The sequence below is a fragment of the Arthrobacter sp. P4_H3 genome (assembly GCF_056400885.1).
This window is the reverse complement of sequence record NZ_JBFUKK010000005.1, coordinates 1-20,995: the sequence shown is the minus strand read 5'-3', so window position 1 is coordinate 20,995 and position 20,995 is coordinate 1. Positions and strand designations below refer to the sequence as shown.

The 20,995-nt window shown below is 65.9% G+C and carries 17 protein-coding genes, 1 tRNA gene and 1 pseudogene; 9 read left to right on the top strand and 10 right to left on the bottom strand.

Features of this window, described 5'->3' with window-relative positions; translation table 11 throughout:
* The first annotated feature begins 1 nt into the window (after position 1).
* The 4 genes from AC1DRE_RS08240 to AC1DRE_RS08225 all read left to right on the top strand — a co-directional run bounded on the left by AC1DRE_RS08240 (position 2) and on the right by AC1DRE_RS08225 (position 4,948).
* Complete coding sequence (locus AC1DRE_RS08240) at positions 2-946, top strand: metallophosphoesterase (RefSeq protein WP_476984171.1); 945 nt, start codon at positions 2-4, stop codon at positions 944-946.
* 181 nt (positions 947-1,127) lie between these two features.
* Positions 1,128-2,945 carry an ABC transporter ATP-binding protein gene (locus AC1DRE_RS08235; RefSeq protein WP_476984170.1) on the top strand — a complete coding sequence of 606 codons (1,818 nt, stop codon included), beginning with the start codon at positions 1,128-1,130 and terminating at the stop codon, positions 2,943-2,945.
* Positions 2,942-4,774 carry an ABC transporter ATP-binding protein gene (locus AC1DRE_RS08230; protein ID WP_476984169.1) on the top strand — a complete coding sequence of 611 codons (1,833 nt, stop codon included), beginning with the start codon at positions 2,942-2,944 and terminating at the stop codon, positions 4,772-4,774. Before AC1DRE_RS08235 ends, AC1DRE_RS08230 begins: the two co-directional genes overlap by 4 nt.
* Before the next feature lie 97 nt (positions 4,775-4,871).
* Positions 4,872-4,948 (top strand) — tRNA-Pro (locus tag AC1DRE_RS08225).
* A 144-nt stretch (positions 4,949-5,092) separates the two neighbouring features.
* On the opposite strand, the gene AC1DRE_RS08220 is transcribed toward AC1DRE_RS08225, so the two are convergent.
* Together AC1DRE_RS08220 and AC1DRE_RS08215 are read right to left on the bottom strand one after the other, a co-directional pair.
* A complete protein-coding gene (locus AC1DRE_RS08220) occupies positions 5,093-5,368 on the bottom strand; it encodes a hypothetical protein (RefSeq protein WP_476984168.1) in 276 nt (91 codons plus the stop codon).
* Between the two features lie 99 nt (positions 5,369-5,467).
* Positions 5,468-5,692 carry a hypothetical protein gene (locus AC1DRE_RS08215; RefSeq protein WP_307052247.1) on the bottom strand — a complete coding sequence of 75 codons (225 nt, stop codon included), beginning with the start codon at positions 5,690-5,692 and terminating at the stop codon, positions 5,468-5,470.
* Positions 5,693-5,823: 131 nt separating this feature from the next.
* Between AC1DRE_RS08215 and AC1DRE_RS08210 the strand changes: the two genes are divergently transcribed.
* Positions 5,824-7,098 carry a helix-turn-helix domain-containing protein gene (locus AC1DRE_RS08210; RefSeq protein WP_364124705.1) on the top strand — a complete coding sequence of 425 codons (1,275 nt, stop codon included), beginning with the start codon at positions 5,824-5,826 and terminating at the stop codon, positions 7,096-7,098.
* Positions 7,099-7,120: 22 nt separating this feature from the next.
* Here AC1DRE_RS08210 and AC1DRE_RS08205 read toward each other — a convergent pair whose 3' ends face one another.
* Positions 7,121-8,074: a phosphoribosylaminoimidazolesuccinocarboxamide synthase gene (locus AC1DRE_RS08205; RefSeq protein ID WP_476984167.1), complete on the bottom strand. Its 954-nt coding sequence runs from the start codon at positions 8,072-8,074 to the stop codon at positions 7,121-7,123.
* A gap of 1 nt (position 8,075) precedes the next feature.
* Positions 8,076-9,392 (bottom strand): phosphoribosylamine--glycine ligase, encoded by a 1,317-nt coding sequence (purD, locus tag AC1DRE_RS08200; protein ID WP_476984166.1) that lies wholly within the window; start codon positions 9,390-9,392, stop codon positions 8,076-8,078.
* Positions 9,393-9,482: 90 nt separating this feature from the next.
* Between purD and AC1DRE_RS08195 the strand changes: the two genes are divergently transcribed.
* From AC1DRE_RS08195 to AC1DRE_RS08185, 3 genes are read left to right on the top strand one after another with little or no spacing between them, the layout of a single operon-like run.
* Complete coding sequence (locus AC1DRE_RS08195; protein WP_476984165.1) at positions 9,483-11,060, top strand: molybdopterin-dependent oxidoreductase; 1,578 nt, start codon at positions 9,483-9,485, stop codon at positions 11,058-11,060.
* A 57-nt stretch (positions 11,061-11,117) separates the two neighbouring features.
* Positions 11,118-12,134: an asparaginase gene (locus tag AC1DRE_RS08190; protein WP_476984164.1), complete on the top strand. Its 1,017-nt coding sequence runs from the start codon at positions 11,118-11,120 to the stop codon at positions 12,132-12,134.
* 1 nt (position 12,135) lies between these two features.
* Positions 12,136-12,522, top strand: a complete 387-nt coding sequence (locus AC1DRE_RS08185) for a sterol carrier family protein (protein ID WP_476984163.1) — start codon at positions 12,136-12,138, stop codon at positions 12,520-12,522.
* Positions 12,523-12,551: 29 nt separating this feature from the next.
* Here the strand turns inward: AC1DRE_RS08185 and AC1DRE_RS08180 are convergent, their stop codons facing one another.
* From AC1DRE_RS08180 to AC1DRE_RS08155, 6 genes are all read right to left on the bottom strand, one after another.
* A complete protein-coding gene (locus tag AC1DRE_RS08180) occupies positions 12,552-13,199 on the bottom strand; it encodes a Pr6Pr family membrane protein (RefSeq protein WP_476984162.1) in 648 nt (215 codons plus the stop codon).
* A 138-nt stretch (positions 13,200-13,337) separates the two neighbouring features.
* The gene (dctA, locus tag AC1DRE_RS08175; protein WP_476984161.1) at positions 13,338-14,849 is read right to left on the bottom strand and encodes a C4-dicarboxylate transporter DctA; all 1,512 of its coding nucleotides are present in this window, start codon (positions 14,847-14,849) and stop codon (positions 13,338-13,340) included.
* Positions 14,850-15,063: 214 nt separating this feature from the next.
* Entirely contained in the window at positions 15,064-16,068 is a 1,005-nt protein-coding gene (locus AC1DRE_RS08170) for a hypothetical protein (RefSeq protein WP_476984160.1), read from the bottom strand.
* Between the two features lie 147 nt (positions 16,069-16,215).
* A complete protein-coding gene (locus tag AC1DRE_RS08165; RefSeq protein WP_476984159.1) occupies positions 16,216-16,995 on the bottom strand; it encodes an SDR family oxidoreductase in 780 nt (259 codons plus the stop codon).
* Between the two features lie 42 nt (positions 16,996-17,037).
* Complete coding sequence (locus AC1DRE_RS08160; protein WP_476984158.1) at positions 17,038-17,781, bottom strand: aspartate/glutamate racemase family protein; 744 nt, start codon at positions 17,779-17,781, stop codon at positions 17,038-17,040.
* 39 nt (positions 17,782-17,820) lie between these two features.
* On the bottom strand, positions 17,821-19,389 hold the full coding sequence (locus AC1DRE_RS08155) for an NCS1 family nucleobase:cation symporter-1 (RefSeq protein ID WP_476984157.1): 1,569 nt from the start codon (positions 19,387-19,389) through the stop codon (positions 17,821-17,823).
* Positions 19,390-19,699: 310 nt separating this feature from the next.
* Between AC1DRE_RS08155 and AC1DRE_RS08150 the strand changes: the two are divergent.
* A pseudogene (locus tag AC1DRE_RS08150) lies at positions 19,700-20,995 on the top strand (pyruvate dehydrogenase (acetyl-transferring), homodimeric type); the annotation flags it as partial.

The following is a 20,995-nucleotide window of genomic DNA, read 5'->3' as shown; positions in this document are numbered from 1 at the left end:
GATGGGGGACACAACGTCGCTGGTGAGCCGCGCCCGAAGCATCGGGCGCGGCTTTGCCGTCACCGCCGCGGCCGGCGCAGCCGTAGGACTGGCAACGGCGGGTTACGGACTGTGGGAAAAGAACCAGTTCGTCCTCCGTGAGGAAACCCTGCCCATCCTGCCCGCCGGATTCGGACCGTTCCGGATCCTGCACCTGAGTGACATCCACTTTGTCCCGGGGCAGGACCGGAAAGCCCAATGGCTGTCTTCGCTGGCAGAACTGGAACCGGACCTGGTGGTCAACACCGGCGACAACCTCAGCCACGTCAAGGCAATTGACCCGCTGCTGAAGGCACTGGCGCCGCTGCTGGAGTATCCGGGCGTATTCGTGCCGGGCTCCAACGACTACTTCGCGCCCACCATCAAGAACCCCGCCTCCTACTTGCTGGGTCCCTCAAAGGCCCAGAAGAAACCCGTGGAGCTTGACTGGCCGCGGCTGCGCTCCTACTTCGGGATGTCCGGCTGGGTGGACCTGACCAACCGCAACCAGTCCGTCGTGCTGAACGGCCTGCGCTTCGATTTCTCCGGGGTGGACGACCCCCACTTGAAGCTGGAGCGCTACGCAGGCTGGCCCCGCGGGACCAAGGGTCAGGACACCACCCCCCATCTTCGGGTGGCGGTCATCCACGCCCCGTACCAGCGCGTGCTGGACCACTTCACCGAGGACGGCGCGGACCTGCTGCTGGCTGGCCACACCCACGGCGGCCAGATCTGCGTGCCCGGATACGGCGCCCTGGTGGCCAACTGCGACATCCCCACGTGGCGCGCCAAGGGCCTCAACGACTGGGAGAGCAACGGAAGCACGACGCCGGTCAACGTCTCGGGCGGGATTGGCACCTCACGCTTCGCGCCCGTGCGCATCGCCTGCCGGCCTGAGGCCGTGCTGCTGACGCTGACCTCGCCCTGACGGGTTTCGACACGCTCAACCACGGGGCGGACCAGGCCTGACCGCGGCCCGGTCGTATTGCGAAACGCAATGACTGACCAAGATTCCCGCGCCGCCCGGAATCCTGTGAACCGTGTCACTGCATGGCCTAAGGTAGTTGCTAAAGGAAACTACATTCGCAGTTGAGCTTTAAGAAGCGGGCATGGCCAAGCAGACTCCATTCTTCACGTCAATCAGCCGACTCTATCCCCATGTGAAGCCGATCATCCCGCGGCTTTTTATGGGGCTTCTGTGCGCACTCCTGGCCAGCATCGTGGCGCTGGCCATCCCGCAGGTGCTGCGGGTGCTCATCAATGACTCCCTCCAGCCGGGCGGCGCAACGGACGCAGTCTGGATTGCCTCGCTCATCATCCTGGGCCTGGGCGTCGCCGAAGCCGGGCTTGTTGCCCTCCGCCGCCAGTTCGTCATCAACCCGGCAACCACCGTGGAAACGCGGATGCGGGTATCCCTCTACGGCCACCTCCAGGACCTGACGGTGTCCTTCCACGACCGCTGGGGCTCCGGGCAGCTGCTGTCCCGGGCAATGACGGACCTGAACTTCCTGCGGCGCTGGATGGCGTTCGGCGCCATCATGCTGGTGGTGACCACCCTGACGGTGGTGATCGGCGTCGTCGTGATGTTTTCCATGAGCTGGCAGCTGGCACTGATCTTCCTGGCCGCCGCGGCGCCCATCATGATCTACGGTTTCCGGTTCCGGACGCGCTTCAGCAAGGTGGCCCGTCGGAGCCAGGACCAGGCCGGCGACCTCGCCACCACCGTGGAGGAATCAGTGCACGGCATCCGGGTGCTGAAGGCGTTCGGCCGCAGCCGCGAAGCCTTGGAAAGCTTCAACGAGCAGGCCGAGGAACTGCGGCAGACCGAGATCGCGAAGGCCAAGCACCTCGCGACCTTCAGCATGGTGGTCACCCTCCTCCCGGAACTCGCGCTGGGCGCCGGGCTGGTGGTGGGCGTCATGCTGGCCGCGGACGGCCAGCTCAGCATCGGCTCCCTGGTGGCGTTCTTCGCCACCGCTGCCGTCATCGCCGCTCCGGTGGAATTCTGCGGCATGCTGCTGGCCATGGCGCTGACGGCCAAAACGGCCATTGACCGGCACTTTGAGGTCATGGACGCGGCCAACACCATCACCAGCCCTGAGCAGCCCCGGAATCCTGCGCGGCTCAAGGGGGCCCTCAGTTTCAACTCCGCCACGTTCGCGTTCGAGGACGCTCCGGACAAACCCATCCTCAAGGAAGTCAGCCTGGCCATCCGGCCCGGCGAAACCATGGCACTGGTGGGCATCACCGGCAGCGGCAAGAGCGCGCTGCTCCAGCTGGTCCCCCGGCTTTATGACGTCACCGCCGGCTCCATCACCATCGACGGCGTGGACCTGCGCGAGTTCTCCGTGGAGGAACTGCGCACGGAGGTGGGCGTCGCGTTCGAAGACACCACGCTGTTTTCCAATTCCGTCCGGGACAACGTCCTGCTTGGCGCAAGGGAGCGGAGCGAGGAAACGCTGGAGGAAGCCCTCGACGTTGCCCAGGCACACTTTGCCTACTCCCTCCCCGAGGGCCTGGACACCCTGATCGGCGAGGAAGGGCTCAGCCTTTCCGGCGGCCAGCGGCAGCGCATTGCCCTGGCCCGCGCCATCGCCGCCAAGCCCAAGGTGCTGGTTTTGGACGATCCCCTGTCCGCCCTGGACGTCAACACCGAGGAACTCGTCGAAGCGAGGCTGCGCGAAGTCCTGGCCGACACCACCACACTCATCGTCGCCCACCGGCCGTCCACCGTGGCGCTGGCCGACCGGGTGGCGCTGCTCGAGGAAGGGCGGATCGCCGCCGTCGGAACCCATGCGGAACTGCTGGCGCACAACGAGCACTACCGCTACGTGATTGCCAGCCTGGAAACCGGGCCCAGGGACCTGGATTCCGAACTGTCGGACCTCTCAGAATTAAGGGACGAGTCCGAGGAGATTTCGCGATGAGCACCGCAACGTTCGGCACCGCCAACGAGGACAACGCCCACCTGACCAAAAGCGAAAGCAAGACCGTCCGACGGCGCTCGCTCGCCTTGCTCGGGTCCCTGATCCGTCCGGTCCGGCTGAGGTTCTGGCTCACCATCGCCATGGTGGTCCTCTCGCAGGCCGCCCGGGTCGCCGGACCGGCGCTGATCGCCTTCGGCATCGACCACGCCCTGCCGGCGCTCCGGGCCGGTGACAACGTGCCGCTGGTGCTCACCGGCGTCGCGTACCTGGCCGCGGCGATCGCCACCGCCGGCCTCACCGCCCTGTACGTGACCTCGACGGCCAAACTGAGCCAGGCGATGCTGCTGGACCTGCGGGTCCGCGTCTTCCGGCACACCCAGCGGCTCAGCCTTGAATTCCATGAGAAGTACACGTCCGGCCGCATCATTGCCCGGCAGACCTCGGACCTCGAAGCACTGCGTGAGCTCCTGGACTCCGGCGTCAGTTCGCTGGCCTCGGGGATGCTTTTTATGGTGTTCACCGCCATCACGGTGTTCGCCCTGGACTGGCGCAGCGGCCTCATTGTGCTGGCCGCCGGCGTTCCCATGTTCTTCCTGGCCCGCTGGTACCAGAAGCACTCCCAGATTGCCTTCCGCGAATCCCGTGTGGTGTCCGCGCGCCTGATCGTGCACTTCGTGGAAACCATGACCGGCATCCGGGCAGTCAAGGCGTTCCGCAAGGAGCGCGAAAACGCAGCCCGCTACGGCGAACTGTCCGAGGACTACCGAAAGGTCACCGTCCGGTCGATCAACCTCAACGGCGTCTTCCAGCCGGGGCTGGTGCTGATCGGCAACGTCTGCGTCGCTGTGGTGCTGCTCTTCGGCGGTTTCCGGGTGCTGGGCGGGGAGCTCGCCGTCGGCGTGCTGTTGGCCCTGATCCTGTCCACCAAGCGCTTTTTCCAGCCCGTGGACCAGATGGCCATGTTCTATAACTCCTTCCAGAGCGCCCAGGCGGCCTTGGAGAAGGTCTCCGGCCTCCTGGAGGAGGTGCCCACTGTAAGGCCCCCGAAGAACCCCGTAGCGCTCCCCGATGCCCGCGGTACCATCGCCTTCAACGGGGTGGCGTTCCGGTACGGCGACGGCCCCGTGATCATTCCGACGCTTGACCTGCACATCCCGGCCGGGCAGATCGTTGCCCTGGTGGGCCAGACCGGCGCCGGCAAGTCCACGCTGGCCAAGCTGATCGCCCGCTTCTACGACGTGTCCGAGGGCTCGGTGACCCTGGACGGCGTGGACCTCCGGAGCCTCACCACGCCGGACCTGCGGCGGAACGTGGTGATGGTGACCCAGGAGGCCTTCCTGTTCAGCGGGTCCGTGGCGGACAACATTGCGCTCGGCCGTCCGGAGGCGTCCCGGGAGGAAATCGAGGAAGCCGCGCGGGCGGTGGGCGCCGAGGAATTCATCAGGGAACTGCCGGAAGGCTTCGACACCGACGTGAACAAGCGCGGCGGGCGTGTCTCCGCCGGCCAGCGCCAGCTCATCAGCTTTGCCCGGGCCTTCCTGGCCCGGCCGGCGGTGCTCATCCTCGACGAGGCCACGTCCTCCCTGGACATCCCCTCGGAGCGCCTGGTCCAGCACGGTCTCGCCAGCCTCCTGGCGGGCGTGGCGGGGCACGACGCCGGGCGCACGGCGCTGATCATCGCCCACCGCCTGTCCACGGTGGAGACCGCGGACCGTGTGCTGGTGGTTCATGACGGCCGGGTCGTGGAGGACGGCACGCCGGAGGAGCTGATCGGCGGGGGCGGGCGGTTCGCGCAGCTGCACGGGGCGTGGAAGGACTCGCTCGTCTAGAACTGATTCGGCGCTGGTGGGAGAGCCAATCAGGCGTCGATTTCACATGGGGGCCGGAATCGGATACTCTTGTGAAGTTGCTTTTGCAGCAACGGATCGGGATGTGGCGCAGCTTGGTAGCGCGCGTCGTTCGGGACGACGAGGTCGCAGGTTCAAATCCTGTCATCCCGACCAAAAGCAAAGAGGGTCTTCCATTCGGAAGGCCCTCTTTGCTTTGTCCTGCCGCCCCGCCGGGCCCGGTGTCAGAGGCTGTCGAATGTGGTTCTCTGGCCGGCCTGGCCGTCGCCCAGCAGGGGAATCCCGGGCCGGTTGGAGCCGTCATCCTCCCGGTAGTCCCCTCGCGTGTCGTAGGTCTGGACCTGGTTGAGGTACCGGTGCCGGAGCCGCAGCCCGTAGCCCGTAGCCAAAGAGCACCAGGGTCTCCAGCAGCGCCGCGATGCCAACGACGCCCCACACCAGCGTTCCGGCGTCGGCCGTCCCGGCGAACACGGCGAAGATCGCGGACCCGGCCACAGCGGCCACGATCAGTGATGTCCCCGCTATGGTCCACACGGCGTAGGCACGCTTCAAGTCATTCGATTCCCTGCGCTTCATGACACTCCCCCTGCGTCGTTTGGGTAAAAAAATGGCTCCGGGACATGGTTCGCGCATGTCCCGGAGCCTGCGTTCCCTTGCGGGAGGTACGGCAGCTGCCTACATCGGGTCCGGCCAGTTGCCAATGGAAGCCTGGAACGACATGGGATCCGGCCAGTTGCCGATCGCCTGCATGGGATCGGGCCAGTTGCCGATGGCCGTCGTAGTGCTTCCCAGCTGATCCGCCCAGTTACCGACGGGACCTGCAGACAACACTGCGGGGGCCGCCGCTGAAAACGCCAGTGCGCCTGCCAAAGCGGCGGCGGCTGCGATCTTCTTCAACATTAGGTTTCCTCAATACGAGTCGGATTCGTTACAAAGTCAGCACTGCCCTTGTTGACATACATTGTAAAATGTTTTCCACAGAGACTGTCAAGCATTTGGTATAAAGACTGTCCGGAATAAGGAGGAAACCCGTGGGGAACGGATTCGGGGAGAAGCTCCGCGCCGAACGACTCGAACGTGGGTTGACGCAAGCAGAACTGGGAAAGGACCTCTATTCTCCCAGCTACATCTCCCTCTTGGAAACAGGTCGGCGTGAACCAACCGCCGATGTTATAGAAGAGTTAGCACGCAGGCTTGAACTCGCCCCCAAAGCGTTGGAGGCCTGGAGCCAGCCCATCTCGGTCAGCGACGCCGAGTACGTACTGGCGGGGCTCTACGCACGCCAGGCCTGGGATCTCCGGGATTACCCGCTCGCTGCGGCCCACGCCGCCACCGCCGCCCAGATAGCCCTCGAGGGCAAGAACACCAGCGCCTGGTGGAACATGACCTACATGCAGGCGGAATGCCTCATGAAGCAGGGCCAGCTGCAGGAATGCCAGAACATCATGCTGCACCTCCTCGAACACCCCATGGCCACTGAGTCCGCCGGCCTGGGGGTGCGCGCCCGGCAGATGCTCGCCGCGGTGTGCCACGGGCAGGGCCAGCTGGCCACCGCCGTCGAACATGCCCAAAAGGCCGTGGAACTGTGCTCCCAGCTGCCGAAGGGGTCAACGCTGATCATCGGTGCACTGCGCGCGCTGATCGGCGCCCTGGCCGAAAGCGGGCGGCTGGACGAAGCCTGGACCTACTGCCAGGCCATGAACGACCAGATGGACGACCAGTCCATCTCGCAGCTCGCAGGCGAAGTGGCCTGGGTGATCGGCAATGTGGCCTTTATGCGGCATGACTATCCCGAAGGCATCAAGTACCACGAGCGGGCCGCCAAACTGCTCTCGCCGGCCAATGACATCGAGCTCTGGGCCCGCTTCAACAAGGCCTCCGCCGCCGTCCGGCTCTCGTCCGGCATCGTGGAACCGGAAACCCTCTCCGCGATCGAGCGCGCCGAACTGGCACTGTCCATCGTGGGCGGAAACAAAACGGACCAGCTGGAGGTGGCGTTCATCCGCGCACGCTGGCTGTACCTCACCGGTGACATCCCTGCCGCGGTGGAGAAGCTACGCGAGATACATGCCGAGCGCAAGGCCCTGGCCCGTCACACCGCAGGCGAAGTGTCGCTCCTGCTGGGGAAGTCGCTCAAGGCCGCCGGGGAGTCCGAGGAGGCGCTGGTGCTCCTCGAAGAGGCCCAGAAGGAATTCAGTGCCGCCGGCGCCTCCGACCGCGTGCAGCAGGCCATGGACGCCGTGCTGGAAATCAAACTGGCCCAGCGGCGCGCTGCCGCGGCCGAAGCCGCGGCAGAGGCCAGCTAAGCGGGTCCGTTAGGCGAACCTGTCAGACGAACGTGAGCCCGGTGAGTTTTTCGTACGCCTCGACGTAGCGGCCGCGCGTCCGGCTCACCACGTCCTCCGGCAGGGCTGGCGGCGGCACATCCGAGGCCCGGTCCCAGCCGGACTCGGCGGACGTCAGCCAGTCGCGGACGTACTGCTTGTCGTAGGAGGGCTGTGACTTGCCCGGCTCGTAGGTGGCCGCATCCCAGAACCGCGACGAGTCCGGGGTCAGGACCTCATCACCCAGGGTGATGACGCCGGTGGCCACGTCGAAGCCGAACTCCACTTTGGTGTCCGCCAGGATGATGCCGCGTTCACGGGCAATTTCCTCGGCCCTGGTGTAGATCTTCAATGTCAGCTCACGCAGGCGCGCGGCAACGTCGTCGCCAACAAGGCCCACTACGGCGTCATAGGTGATGTTTTCGTCGTGCTCCCCCACCTCCGCCTTGGCGGACGGCGTGAAGATGGCCTTATCGAGGCGTGAACCGTCCACCAGGCCCTCCGGCAGCGGAATGCTGCACACAGTGCGGGACTGCTGGTACTCCAGGAGTCCGGAACCGGTGAGGTAGCCGCGGGCGATGCACTCCACCGGGAACATATCCAGCTTCTTGCAGATCATGGCGCGGCCCTCGACCGCAGCAGGAACGCCGTCCTGCACGGTCGATGCCAGCACGTGGTGCTCCACGCCCAGCTGCCCGAACCACCACAGGCTGAGCTGGGTGAGGATGCGGCCCTTGTCCGGGATCTCGCTCGACAGCACGTGGTCGTAGGCGCTGATGCGGTCGCTGGCCACTACCAGGATGCAGTCCTGGCCGAACTTCGCTGTGAGGGAATCGTCCGCCGGAACGTACAGGTCCCGGACTTTCCCGGAGTACACGTGGCGCCAGCCCGGCAGGTCCAGCGTTTCGGTGTCGAGGCCTGCTTTGGGAGCCGCGTCCGGCTGGGAATTCTCAGTCATGCTATGCCTTTGCCTTCGTCACGGGCAGCGTTCCGGTGGCCGGGGACGTTACCTTGATTTCGCCGCGCGCCGCCTTCCGCCCGATATCGGTGCGGAACTGTCCGCCTTCAAGCTGCACCAGCTCCACGCCGTCGTACGCCCGTTCCCGGGCCTCCACGAGGTCGGTTCCCAGCGCCACCACGGCGAGCACGCGGCCGCCGGCGGACACTACCTTGCCTTCCTCATCCAGCTTGGTGCCGGCGTGGATCACGTGCACGCCCTCCAGCTCATCAACCTTCTTGAGCCCGCGGATGCGGTCCCCGGTCCGCGGGGTGTCCGGGTAGTTTTCGGAGGCCACCACGACGGCGACTGCTGTGTCCTTGGACCAGCGCAGCTCTTCCGCCTTGTCCAGTTCGCCCTTGGCGGCTGCCAGCAGCAGCGAGCCGAGCGGGGTCTTTAGCCGGGCCAGGACGGCCTGGGTTTCGGGATCGCCGAAGCGGACGTTGAACTCGATGACGCGGGTACCGCGCTTGGTCAGGGCAAGGCCCACGAACAGCACGCCGACGAACGGGGTGCCGCGGTGCGCCATCTCATTGACCGTGGGCTGGGCCACGCGGTCAATGACCTCCTGGACCAGGCCCTCCGGAGCCCACTCCAGCGGGGTGTACGCGCCCATGCCGCCGGTGTTGGGGCCCTCGTCATTGTCGAAGATGCGCTTGAAGTCCTGCGCCGGGGAGAGCGCCACGGTGTTGCGGCCGTCGCACAGGACGAACACGGAAACCTCGGGGCCATCCAGGAACTCCTCGATGACCACGGAGCCGCCCACGTCAAAGCAGGTCTGGGCGTGGGCCAGGGCTTCGTCCCGGTTCCTGGTGACCACAACGCCCTTGCCCGCCGCGAGGCCGTCGTCCTTCACCACGTATGGGGCGCCGAAGGTGTCCAGAGCATCGGCGGCTTCCTCGGCGTTGCTGGCGACGCGCGCCATGGCCGTCGGAACGCCGGCCTCGGCCATGACCTGCTTGGCGAAGGCCTTGGAGGCCTCGAGCTGGGCGGCGGCCTTGCTGGGCCCGAACACCGGGATCCCGGCTGCACGGACGGCGTCGGACACTCCAGCCGCCAGGGGCGCCTCGGGACCAACCACCACCAGGTCCACCGTCAGCTTGGTGGCCAGGGCGGCAACAGCGTCCGGGTCATTGGCGTCGATGGCGTGCGTGGGGACCAGTTTGCCGATGCCCGCATTGCCCGGAGCCGCATGGACTTCCGAAACGTTGGGGTCTGCAAGCAGGGAACGGACAATGGCGTGTTCGCGGCCACCAGGGCCAATGACTAGTACCTTCACAGTCTCCAAGGGTACTTTGTGCACCCGGTCCGGTCCTAAGCCGTGACCTGCCCCATCAATCCTTAAAGCCGGCAGCTACGAACCCCCGGCATGAAGAAGCTCACGAACTGGCTCAAGGGCCCCACCGCGCTGGCCGCTTTGGCAGGCGTGGCCGCGGCCGCCGTCGTCCTTTCCGTTGCGGAACTGATCGGCGCCTTCTTCACGGCGCGGGCAACGCCGCTCATTGCCCTCGGCTCCACCTTCATCGACTTCACACCGCCAGGGCTGAAGGATTTTGCGATCGCGACGTTTGGCACCAATGACAAGGCGGCACTCTTCGCGGGCATGGGGCTGACCATCCTCCTGCTGGCCTGTGTGCTGGGCGTTGTGGCCTACCGGAAGTGGGCGCTGGGCGTGGCCGGCGTCCTGCTGATGGGCGCGGTCATTGTTGCCAGCGTGGTCACCCGGGCCAGCGTGAAGCCGCTGGACGCCATCCCCTCGCTGATCGGCACCGTGGCCGGGCTGGTGGTGCTGCGCCTGCTGATGACGCGGCTGTGGCGGATGCACCCCTGGCCTGGAGTCGCCGCCGATGTGGCAGCCAAGGACACCGAACGTCCGGCCACAACGCGCCGTGCCTTCTTCGCCGCGTCCGGGATTACTGCTGCGGCGGCGGCCATCGCGGCCACCGGGGGCCGCTTGCTCAGCGCGGCACGCAGCAACGTGGCCCAGGCCCGCGAATCGCTCCAGCTGCCTTCGCCGGCCAGGGCCGCCCCAGCCGTCCCGGCCGGCGTGCAGTCAGCCGCTCAGGGCGTCACGCCGTGGGTCACTCCCAACAATGAGTTCTACCGGATCGACACCGCCCTGAGCGTGCCGGAGATCAACGCCCAGGACTGGGAGCTCCGCGTCCACGGCCTGGTGGAGCAGGAAGTCACGCTGACCTTCCAGGACCTGCTTGACGCCGAGCTGATCGAGTCACATGTGACCCTGACCTGTGTGTCGAATCCCGTCGGCGGAAACCTCGCCGGCAACGCCAAATGGCTGGGTCTGCCCCTCCGCGAGGTCCTCAAGATGGCCCGCCCCAAGGATGGCGCGGACATGGTGCTGTCCACCTCCGAGGATGGCTTCAGCGCGTCGACTCCGCTCGAGGTGCTGCAGGACGACCGGGACGCCATGCTGGCGATCGGCATGAACGGCGAGCCCCTGCCGCTGGAACACGGCTACCCCGTGCGCATGGTGGTCCCGGGCCTGTACGGCTTTGTCTCCGCCACCAAGTGGGTTGTGGACCTGGAGGTCACCCGCTTCGCCGACAGCAAGGCGTACTGGACGGACCGCGGCTGGTCCGAGCGCGGCCCCATCAAGACCATGGCCCGGGTGGAGGTGCCCAAATCCTTCGCGCAGGTCCCGGCCGGCAAGGTCGCCATCGGCGGTACGGCGTGGGCGCAGACCCGGGGGATCACCAAGGTCGAAGTGCAGATCGACAACGGCCCCTGGACCGAGGCGATGCTGTCCACGGAAGCCTCCGTGGTCACGTGGCGCCAGTGGTCGTTCGAATGGGACGCCACGCCCGGGCCGCACTACATCAAGGCCCGCGCCACCGACGGCACCGGCGAGGTCCAGACGGACAAGCGCGCCGATCCCGTGCCCGACGGCGCTTCCGGCTGGCAGTCAGTCATGGTGACGGTGCAATAGCCCGGGAACGGCCCCGGATTGCCTGGGTTTCCGGCACCTGCACCATAGACTTTAGCCATGCCAGAAAATCCGCATGCCACATTCACAGTGGAGTCCGCCGTCGAACTGGCAGTCGTGGAACGAAGCGGTTTCGTCGAATCCCGGCACATCGGCTCAGCCGTGGTCCTCGCCGCCGACGGAACGGTCGTCACGCAGCTCGGCGACATCACCACCCCCATCTACGCCCGCTCTGCGCTGAAGCCGCTACAGGCCCTGGCGGCCATGCAGGCCGGCGTCCCACTGCGCGGCGCCCAGGTTGCCCTGGCCTGCGCCAGCCACACCGGGTCGCTGGACCACATGGATGTGGTGGAGGGGATGCTCAAGGCCGCCGGCGTCAAGGAAGAGCAGCTGCAGTGCCCCACCGCCTGGCCGCAGGACGAGAACGCCCGCCACTGGCTGATCCGGTCGGAGCAGGGCCGGTCCAAGCTCGCGTTCAACTGCTCGGGCAAACATGCGGCGTTCCTGTGGGCATGCACGGAGAACGGCTGGGACACGCACAGCTACCTTGAGCCCAACCATCCGCTGCAGCAGCGCGTCCGGTCCGCGATCGAGGAGTACGCCGGCGAGCGGATTGCACACCTGGGCATCGACGGCTGCGGCGCTCCCGTAGCGGCCATCTCCCTGACAGGGCTGGCACGGGCCTTCTCCCGGCTGGCCAAGGCTCCCGGGGACAAGAATTCGAACGCGCGTGCCGCCACCATCGCCACGTCCATGCTTGACTATCCGTGGGCCGTCCAGGGCAAGGGCGAGCCCAACACCATCGTGATGGACGAACTGGAGATCATTGCCAAGATCGGCGCCGAAGGCGTGCTGGCCATGGCCACCGCCACCGGCGTTTCCGTGGCCATCAAGGTCCTGGACGGAAACCTGCGCGCCACCACCCTGGTAGGACTCACCCTGCTGGCTGCCTCCGGCGCGGTGGACATCCCGGGCGTCTCCAGCGTGCTGGAAAAAGTCGTGGAGCCCGTGCTCGGCGGAGGACGGCCCGTGGGCAAGATCCGGCTCGGCCACGCCGTCTCGGCGCTGCTGGACTGACATGGCAATTTCACGCCGACGCATCGATATCGACGAGGGCCGCGCCGCGCTGGCCGCCTGGCTGGACGCGGGCGTTCCGGCGTCGGGCGTTCCGGCGTCGGGCGTTCCGCGTGCGGTGACCGCGACGGCGGTGCGCTACTCCCTGGAAGAAGTCACCGCGAGGGCGCCGGGCAACTCCGTCGAGGTGCGCGTTCCGCCGTTCGGCGTCACGCAGTGCGTGGAGGGCCCGCGCCATACGCGCGGGACTCCCCCGAACGTCATAGAGTGCGACGCCGCCACCTGGCTGGCGATGGTCACCGGCCGGTTGAGCTGGTCGGACGCCGTGGCGTCCGGGAAGGTAGCCGCGTCGGGACTGCGTGCGGACCTGTCGGAGCTGCTCCCGCTGTAGCCCCCCTTGGCCCGGCCAGCCCGAACATCCTAGCGGATGGCCGGAACCTCCGCAGCCGGGTGCGGGACGGTGTTCTGGAGCCTGGTGGACAGCGCAATCACCACGGCCAGGACAAACGCCAGCACCGCGATCAGCAGGGACATGATTGCCACGTGTCCGTAGCCGTCGATCCGTGGATCAAGGAACGGGTAGGGGTACCAGTCCGCGAAAGGACCGCGGAGCAGGCTGTACGCCAGGTATGCCAGCGGGAAAGCCAGCCAGATCAGGGATTCCCTGAGCGAGATCCGTTTCCGGGGAAGGTCCACGAGCCAGTCGATCACGATCACGGTGGGCATGGTGTAGTGCAGCACCACGTTAATCCAGGGGACCGCCGTGTCCACTTCGATATTGCTCAGCAGCAGGCTGTAGGTGATCCCGGTGATGGTCATATACATGGTGGCCGCGCCGCGCAACAGCTCCAGCCACCGGGTGGTCCGGCCCTGCCAGGCGTACCAGCCCGCGATGCCGAACGTTGCGGTGGCGATGATGTTCGACTCGACAGTGAAGAAGCTGAAGAAGTTCAGCGGCCGGTAGTTGTCGATGTTCTGGAGGTTGTACGTGAACTGTCCCACGAGCGCGGCCAGGCAAAGCGCCGCGAAGAAAAACCTGAATAGTGCAAGCCCCCTGTTTGCAGTCATGAGGAAATCCTAGGCGACGCGGCCGGCTCAGGCTCAGCAACGCGCAGCCCCGCCCCGGTGATTTCCGGGGCGGGGCTGCGTTTGTGCCGGTTCTGAATTTTTCCGGTTGCGCGGGGTGCGCTGTTTTGGGGCGTTCCGCTATTCGTGGTTGATGGCGGCCGAGCTGCGCTCCGGCGGCCCGGCGTGGGCGCCGGCGGGCCGGCTCATCTGGAATCCGGGAATGTCCTCAGGGTTGGGACCGCCGCGGAATTTGGGCGACGGCGCCCCTCCGCCGCTGATCCGCTCGAGTTCCTGGTCCTCGAAGTCATCCTCGACGCCGAGCATGATGGCTGAGTCGTGGTTGGTGATTTCGCCCCGGAATGCACGGACCATGACGCTGCGGTCGAACTGGCCCTCCCATTTGGAGACCACGAAGGTGGCCACGCAGTTGCCCAGCAGGTTGACCACGACCCGCATGGAGTCCATCAGGCGGTCCGCACCGAGGAGCAGGGCCACGCCGGCAACCGGGAAGATCCCGAGGGCGGCCGCGGTGGCGGACAGCGCAAGGAACGAGGAGCCGGGAACACCGGCCATGCCCTTGGAGGTCAGGAGCAGGACACCGAGCGCAGCCAGCTGCTGGCCGAGGTCCAGGTGGTGGCCGAAGGCCTGCGCCAGGAAGAGCAGGGAGATCGAAAGGTAGATCGCGGCGCCGTCAAGGTTGAACGAATAGCCGGTGGGAACCACCAGGCCGGTGGTGGCCCGTGAGCAGCCGGCGTTGGTCAGCTTGGTCATGATGCGCGGCATCACAGCCTCGGTGGAGGCGGTGCCGAGCGCCAGCAGGAACTCCTCGCGGGTGTACTTCAGGAAGTGCCAGAGCGGGACGCGGGCAAAACCCCAGGCCACGAGGAACAGCAGTGCGATGAAGACGACGGCGGCACCGTAGCAGGCGGCAATCAGCTTGGCGTAGGTGCCGAGCGTACCCAGGCCGTACTGGCCGATGATGAACGCCATGGCACCGAAGGCACCGATGGGCGCCACCTTCATGATCCAGGACATGATCTTGAAGATGAGCTCCAGGACGGTCTCCATGAGGCTGATGACCGGCATGCAGCGCTCGCGTCCGATGACCACGATGGCTGCGCCGAAGAACACCGAGAAGAACAGGACCTGCAGCAGGCTGTTGCTGGCGAAGGCGCCGATCACGCTGGTGGGGATGATGTCCAGGATGAAGGACGCCGCATCCTTGGCCACGGCATGGCCGGTCTTGGCGTCCACGGCTTCCTGGGACAGCGTGCTCGGGTCAATGTTCAGCCCGGCACCGGGCTGGACGATGTTGCCTACGATCAGGCCGAAAACCAGAGCGAAAAGCGTGGCCGCGGTGAAGTAGAGAAGGGCTTTGACTCCGACCCTTCCGACCGCCTTGACGTCGCCTACGGCCGAGATGCCGGTGACAATCACCAGGAAAATCAGCGGCGCGATGATCATCTTGATGAGCTGGATAAATCCATCACCGAGAGGCCTCAGCTGCGAGCCGAGGTCCGGCCAGAAATGTCCGATAAGAACACCTGCCACGACGGCGATCAGAATTTGGAAGAAGAGCGACCTATACAGGGGCTTCTTCTTCTGCGGGGCCGAACTCGCCTTCAGCGCCGCGGAATCTGGGATCTTCATTGATCTGTACCTATCAATCGGGAACAGCCCCGGAGATCGGGGTCTGTTTCCAAAGTAACCCCGCTCACATTATTCCGCAAGGGGAAATTGAGTTTTCACAATGTGGAAAACAAGAGGAAGTTGCGAAAGTCTTGCTGCGTCCCCGTTTTCGAGTTTTTGTCCACATCGAGGGACTTGAAAGCGCCTGAAGTCACGTCATCTGGACAAAAACTCCCTAGCGCCGCCAGCCCTGCTTGCGGAGTGTCTGCGTCACCCTTGACGCCACCCACTCGGGACCCCGCTCCATGTCGATCCTGTTGATCCTGACCTGCCGCCAGCCCGCGTCCGCAACGCGCTGATCCCGGTATGCGTCCATGGCCTGCTGCTCCGGGTCCAGATGATGCAGGCCCTCGTATTCGACGCAGGTCCGGTACCGCGCGTTGCCTAAGTCCGTCCAGACCGGCCTGCCCAGGGCATCGTCCACGCGGCAGTTGGGGGTGAACTCCGGAAGACCCGCGCCGTGGAGCATCAGGCGAAGTCTGCTTTCGGGCGGCGAATCGACGCCGACGCGCAGCAGGTCCAGGGCAAGCCGGGCCTTACGGACACCGTGGATGCCGTTGGCGTTGTCCACGAACTTCCGGAGTTCAGCCAGCGGCACCATGGCAACTTTTGGCGGACCGAACAACCTGGCGTGTTCGCTGACGATGGCGTCGCCCGCCACCACCAGGTCATCCAAGGGCAGCAGTGAGCCAAGATCCACCCAGGTCCGGGCAACAGACGTAAGTCTCAGCCCATCGATTTCGACGACGTCGCCATCGCGGATCCTGAGCCGGTGTCCCGCCACTCCCTTGCGCCGGGGCAGCGTTCCGCCGCCCCGGCGCGAAAGGTGCAGGAAGCGCCCGGGCTCGCGGAAGTGCGGGCCGGTTTTCTTACCCCAGGGAACAGGTTCGACGACGGCGGTCACCGGGCCGCCGCCGTCGGGCCGGAATTCCGCCCACGGCGGCAGCGGAACGCCGTGGATCTCAGCAGCGCTGACAAGGCTGCAGAAGGTAACCGCGTCCAACCGGGTGTGGGACCGGACGAGCGCCGCGAGGTCAGTCCGTCCGGCCTTGGGCACACGGATTCCGCGGCTTGGCCGGTGCAGGTCGGCGCCCAGCAGCCTGCTGGTTCCGACGCCGGCAGCGGTGGCCTCCGCAACAGCAAAGGGACGCCGGCCGACCTCTTCTGGAAGGGGAGACAATCTGCTCATGGTCCATTGAGGCACCCCTCCGCATGCTCGCAGAGGTTATCCACAGGCCAACATCCCGGCTCGCGAGTTTTTGTCCACATCGGGGGACTTAGAGGCCTCCCAGGTCGCGATATGTGGACAAAAACTCGAAGAAGGAGGTTAGCCGCGGCCGATGAACGGCATGCCGGCCGCCGTAATGACCACCGAGCCGACGCTGGCCGTAGGCGGCATGCCTGCCATCAGCAGCACCGCGCGGGCGGCATCCTGCACCGGAAACGTGGGCTCCACCCTGCGGCTGCCGTCAGCCTGCAGGGCGCCGGAGTCCACGCCGATGGCGCCCATGATGTCCGTGGCCGTATTGCCGATGTCGATCTGGCCGCAGGTGATGCCGAAGCCCCTGCCGTCCAGCTCGATGCTCTTGGTCAGGCCTGTCATGGCGTGCTTGGTGACCGTGTAGGCCACTGTCCGGGGCCGCGGCGAATGCGCGGAAATGGACCCGTTGTTGATGATCCGGCCGCCCTGCGGCTCCTGGGCCTTCATGGCCCGCACGGCCGCAGCAGCGCACAGCATGGACCCGGTGAGGTTCACCGCCACCACTGCGTCCCAGTCGGCCACGCTGATTTCATCCACCGACGCCGCCGGGCCGAACACGCCCGCGTTATTGAAGAGGACATCGATCCTCCCCCACTTCCCGAGGGCCGCAGCGAAAAGCCGCCCGACGTCGTCGGGCACCGTGACGTCGCAGGGCACCGTCAGTGCCTGGCGGTGGCCGGCCGCGGACTCCAGCAGCGGAGCCTCGCGGCGGCCGGCCAGCACCACGCGGTAGCCCTCGGCCAGCATGAGCCTCGCCACCGCCCTGCCAATCCCGGAGCCCGCACCGGTCACGACGGCGACCGGCCCCGGCCGGTGGGGTGGTACGGGCCGGTGGGTTGCAGTCATTGGTCGCTCCTAGCGTTGAGGGCCGGGCTGCCGACGCCCGGGCTACCGTGCAGCGGGCACTTCCGCTGCCGTTATGGGCCAGCCTATGACTGTCTTGGGCCGCGGGGTGGCGTAGGTCCGGACTTTGGACGTGGACAGCCCCAGCCGCACGAGGGATTCCGCGATGGTGACGGCCGCCGCCACTCCATCCACCACGGGAACGCCGGCACGCTTGCGGATCTCCTCGTCCAGCCCGGCCATACCGCCGCAGCCCAGGACAATGACCTCGGCTTTGTCCTCGCGGACGGCAAGCAGCGCCTGTTCGATGATCGCCTCGACGGCCCGTTCCGGTTCTTCTTCCAGTTCCAGGACGGCCATGCCGCTGGCCCGCACCGAGGCGCACCGCGCATCGAGGCCGGCCAGCTTAAGCCGGTCCTCGATGAGCGGAACCGCCCGGTCCAGGGTGGTGACCACGGAGTATTTGTGGCCCAGGAACATGGCCGTGGAGGCCGCGGCCTCGGTGATGTCGACGACGGGAACGTCCAGGAGCTCCTGCAGCCCTTCGCGGCCGTGCTCGCCGTATCCGGCCTGGATGACGGCGTCGAACGGTTCGGGATAGTTGACCACTGCGTCCATGACGGCGATCGCCGCGAGGTAGCTTTCGAAGTTGCCCTCGCAGGAGTCCGCTCCGAACCGCGGCGTGATCCCGATGATCTCAGTGCCCGGGGCGGCGGCGGACCGCGCCTGGGCGGCGATGGAATCGGTCATGGACTGCGTGGTGTTCACGTTGGCGACAAGTATGCGCATGGTGGGGTCTTTCGTTTTCGGATCCGGAGGGGCGGGTCGTCAGTGGGTGCTGGCCACGGCGATGGCTTCGCCATCGACGTCTTCCAGCCGCTGCGAGCGGTCGGCGATGAAGTAGTACACCACCGCGGCGATGCCGGCCGCGAAGAACCACGCGAACGGGGCTGCGGCCTCCAGCGCGGGAACGAACGCAATCAGGAGCGCGACGGTGGCCGCCGGGACCAGTGCGATGATCGCCCGGGGGTTGAAGCCCTTCTTGTAGTAGTACGCTCCGGAGGGGTCTTCCGAGTACAGCTCCAGGACGTTGACCCGGCCGCGGCGCAGCAGCCAGTAGTCGGCCATGACGACGCCGAACAGCGGACCGAGCAGCGCCCCGAGACCGCCCAGGAAGTACACGATCACGAGCGGATTGTTGTACAGGTTCCACGGCAGGATGATGAGCCCGATGGTGCCGCTGACCCAAGCCGCCTTGCGGAAGTTCAGGTGCTTTGGGAAGAGGTTGGTCAGGGCGTAGACGGGGGCCACGAAGTTGGCCATCAGGTTCACGGCGATGGTCAGGATGAGCAGCGCGAGGCAGGCCAGGACCAGGAACAGCGTGTTCGGAATGGTCTGGACAATGTCGGACGGGCTCTGGATGACCGTGCCGTTGATCTTGAACTGGCCGCCTGCCATGACCACCACGATGGCGCCGAAGAGGAGCATGTTGATGGGGATGCCCCAGAAGTTGCCGCGCACCACCGCCTTCTTGGAGACGGCCGAGCGGGTGAAGTCGCAGAAGTTCAGGACGAAGGTTCCGTAGATGGCCACCCAGAGGGCGCCGCCGGCGAAGATGGTGCGCCACATGTCCGCGCCTTCGAGGGCGTTGTCCGATGCCCAGGCGATGGAGCCGCCGGCTTCAACGAAGATCCAGATGGCGATGGACGCCATGGTCACCAGGATGATGGGGCCGGCAAAGGCCTCGTACTTGCGGATCATTTCCATGCCGAAGCTGACGATGACCAGCTGGACGATCCAGAGGAACGCAAAGGCGGCCCAGCCGAGCGTGGACAGGCCCAGGATGGAGTTGGTGTCCATTTCGTGGAGCGAAGGGACCATGGCCACAAGCATGACGCGGAGAACCACGGATGCCAGGTAGGTCTGGATGCCGAACCAGGCCACGGCCACGGCGCCGCGGAGGAGGCTGGCGATCTGGGCGCCCCTGATGCCGAAGCTGATCCTGCTCATGACGGGGAACGGCACGCCGGTCTTGACGCCCATGAACCCTGAGAAGCTCAGGAGGGCGAACAGCAGGATGGCACCGACGCCCAGGGCCAGCAGGATCTGCCAGCCGCCGAGACCAAGTGCGAAGAGGCCGATGGCGAAGGCATAGTTTCCAAGGCTGTGGACGTCATTGGCCCAGAGGGTGAAGATGCTGTAGCTGGTCCAGCGTCGGCCTTCCCGCTTCGTCGGGGCAAGGTCGATGTTGTAGAGGCTGGGACTAATGGTGCGCCCGGCTGCAGCGCTTGCTGTTTCGCACAGGGCATCTACGCCCGTTGCGGGATGGACCGGCTGGCCCGACAACTCTGTCGGGACGGGAGCCGTTTCGACGCCGACTGATGGGGTCGTCTGCATCTGGATCTCCAGTTCTAAGGGATGGGTGGAGGATGGAAGTCTGTGCTTCCGGCGACTAATTCCATAAAGCGGAAATTAGGTTTTGAAGAGTGGAATAACTGTATGACCTGGATCACCTCCGGGTCAAGGAGTTCCCGCGGGTGGCGGTGGTCACAATCGGTCCATAGGCCCGCCCTGCGCACTTGGCGGACTGGCCATGCGTCATCACCTTGACCACGCGCACTCTTCTGCATAATCTCGAATGGCAAGAATGTTTTCTCACAATATGAAAACTAAGAGCCCAGACATTCAAAGATGAAAAGAGGCTGCCGTGGCTGCAGGAGAAGATTCCTCCCATATCCTCAGCGGGTTGACTAACCAGCTGCCTGATCGTGATCCGGAAGAGACCGCCGAATGGATTGAGTCCCTGGATACGCTGATCAGGGAACAGGGCACCGAGCGTGCCCAGTACATCATGCGCAGTCTCCTGCAGCGTGCCGGCGCCCAGAGCGTCGGGGTTCCGATGGTCACCACCACGGACTATGTGAACACGATCCCCGCGGACCAGGAAGCGCCGTTCCCGGGGAACGAGGAGTACGAGCGCMGGTACCGGGCGTACATGCGCTGGAACGCCGCGGTGATGGTGCACCGGTCCCAGCGGCCGAACATCGGCGTGGGCGGGCACATCTCCACCTACGCCGGGGCCGCGACCCTGTACGAGGTCGGCTTCAACCACTTCTTCCGCGGCAARGACCACCCCGGCGGCGGGGACCAGRTCTTCTTCCAGGGCCAYGCCTCCCCGGGMATGTACGCGAGGGCGTTCATGGAAGGCCGCCTGACCGAGGAGGACCTGGACGGGTTCCGGCAGGAGAAGTCCAGGGCCGGGCACGCACTGTCCTCCTACCCGCACCCGCGGCTGATGCCGGARTTCTGGGAGTTCCCCACCGTGTCCATGGGCATCGGGCCGATGAACGCGATCTACCAGGCCCAGTCCAACCGGTACCTGCACAACCGCGGACTGAAGGACACCTCGGACCAGCAGGTCTGGGCGTTCCTGGGCGACGGCGAAATGGACGAGCCCGAGTCCCGCGGCCTGCTCCAGCTCGCCGCGAACGAGAACCTGGACAACCTGAACTTCGTGATCAACTGCAACCTCCAGCGCCTSGACGGGCCGGTCCGGGGCAACGGCAAGATCATGCAGGAACTCGAAGCGTTCTTCCGCGGCGCGGGCTGGAACGTCATCAAGGTCGTCTGGGGCCGGGAATGGGATGACCTGCTCGGCCGTGACCAGGACGGGTCGCTGGTGAAGATCATGAACGAAACCCCGGACGGGGACTACCAGACCTACAAGGCCGAGTCCGGCGGGTTCGTCCGCGAGCACTTCTTCGGGAAGACCCCGCAGACCAAGGAAATGGTCGCGGACCTGACCGATGACCAGATCTGGAACCTCAAGCGCGGCGGCCACGACTACCGCAAGGTCTACGCCGCGTACAAGGCAGCGACCGAATTCAAGGGCAAACCCACCGTGATCCTGGCCAAAACGGTCAAGGGCTACGGACTCGGACCGCACTTCGAAGGCCGCAACGCCACCCACCAGATGAAGAAACTCACCCTCGACGACCTCAAG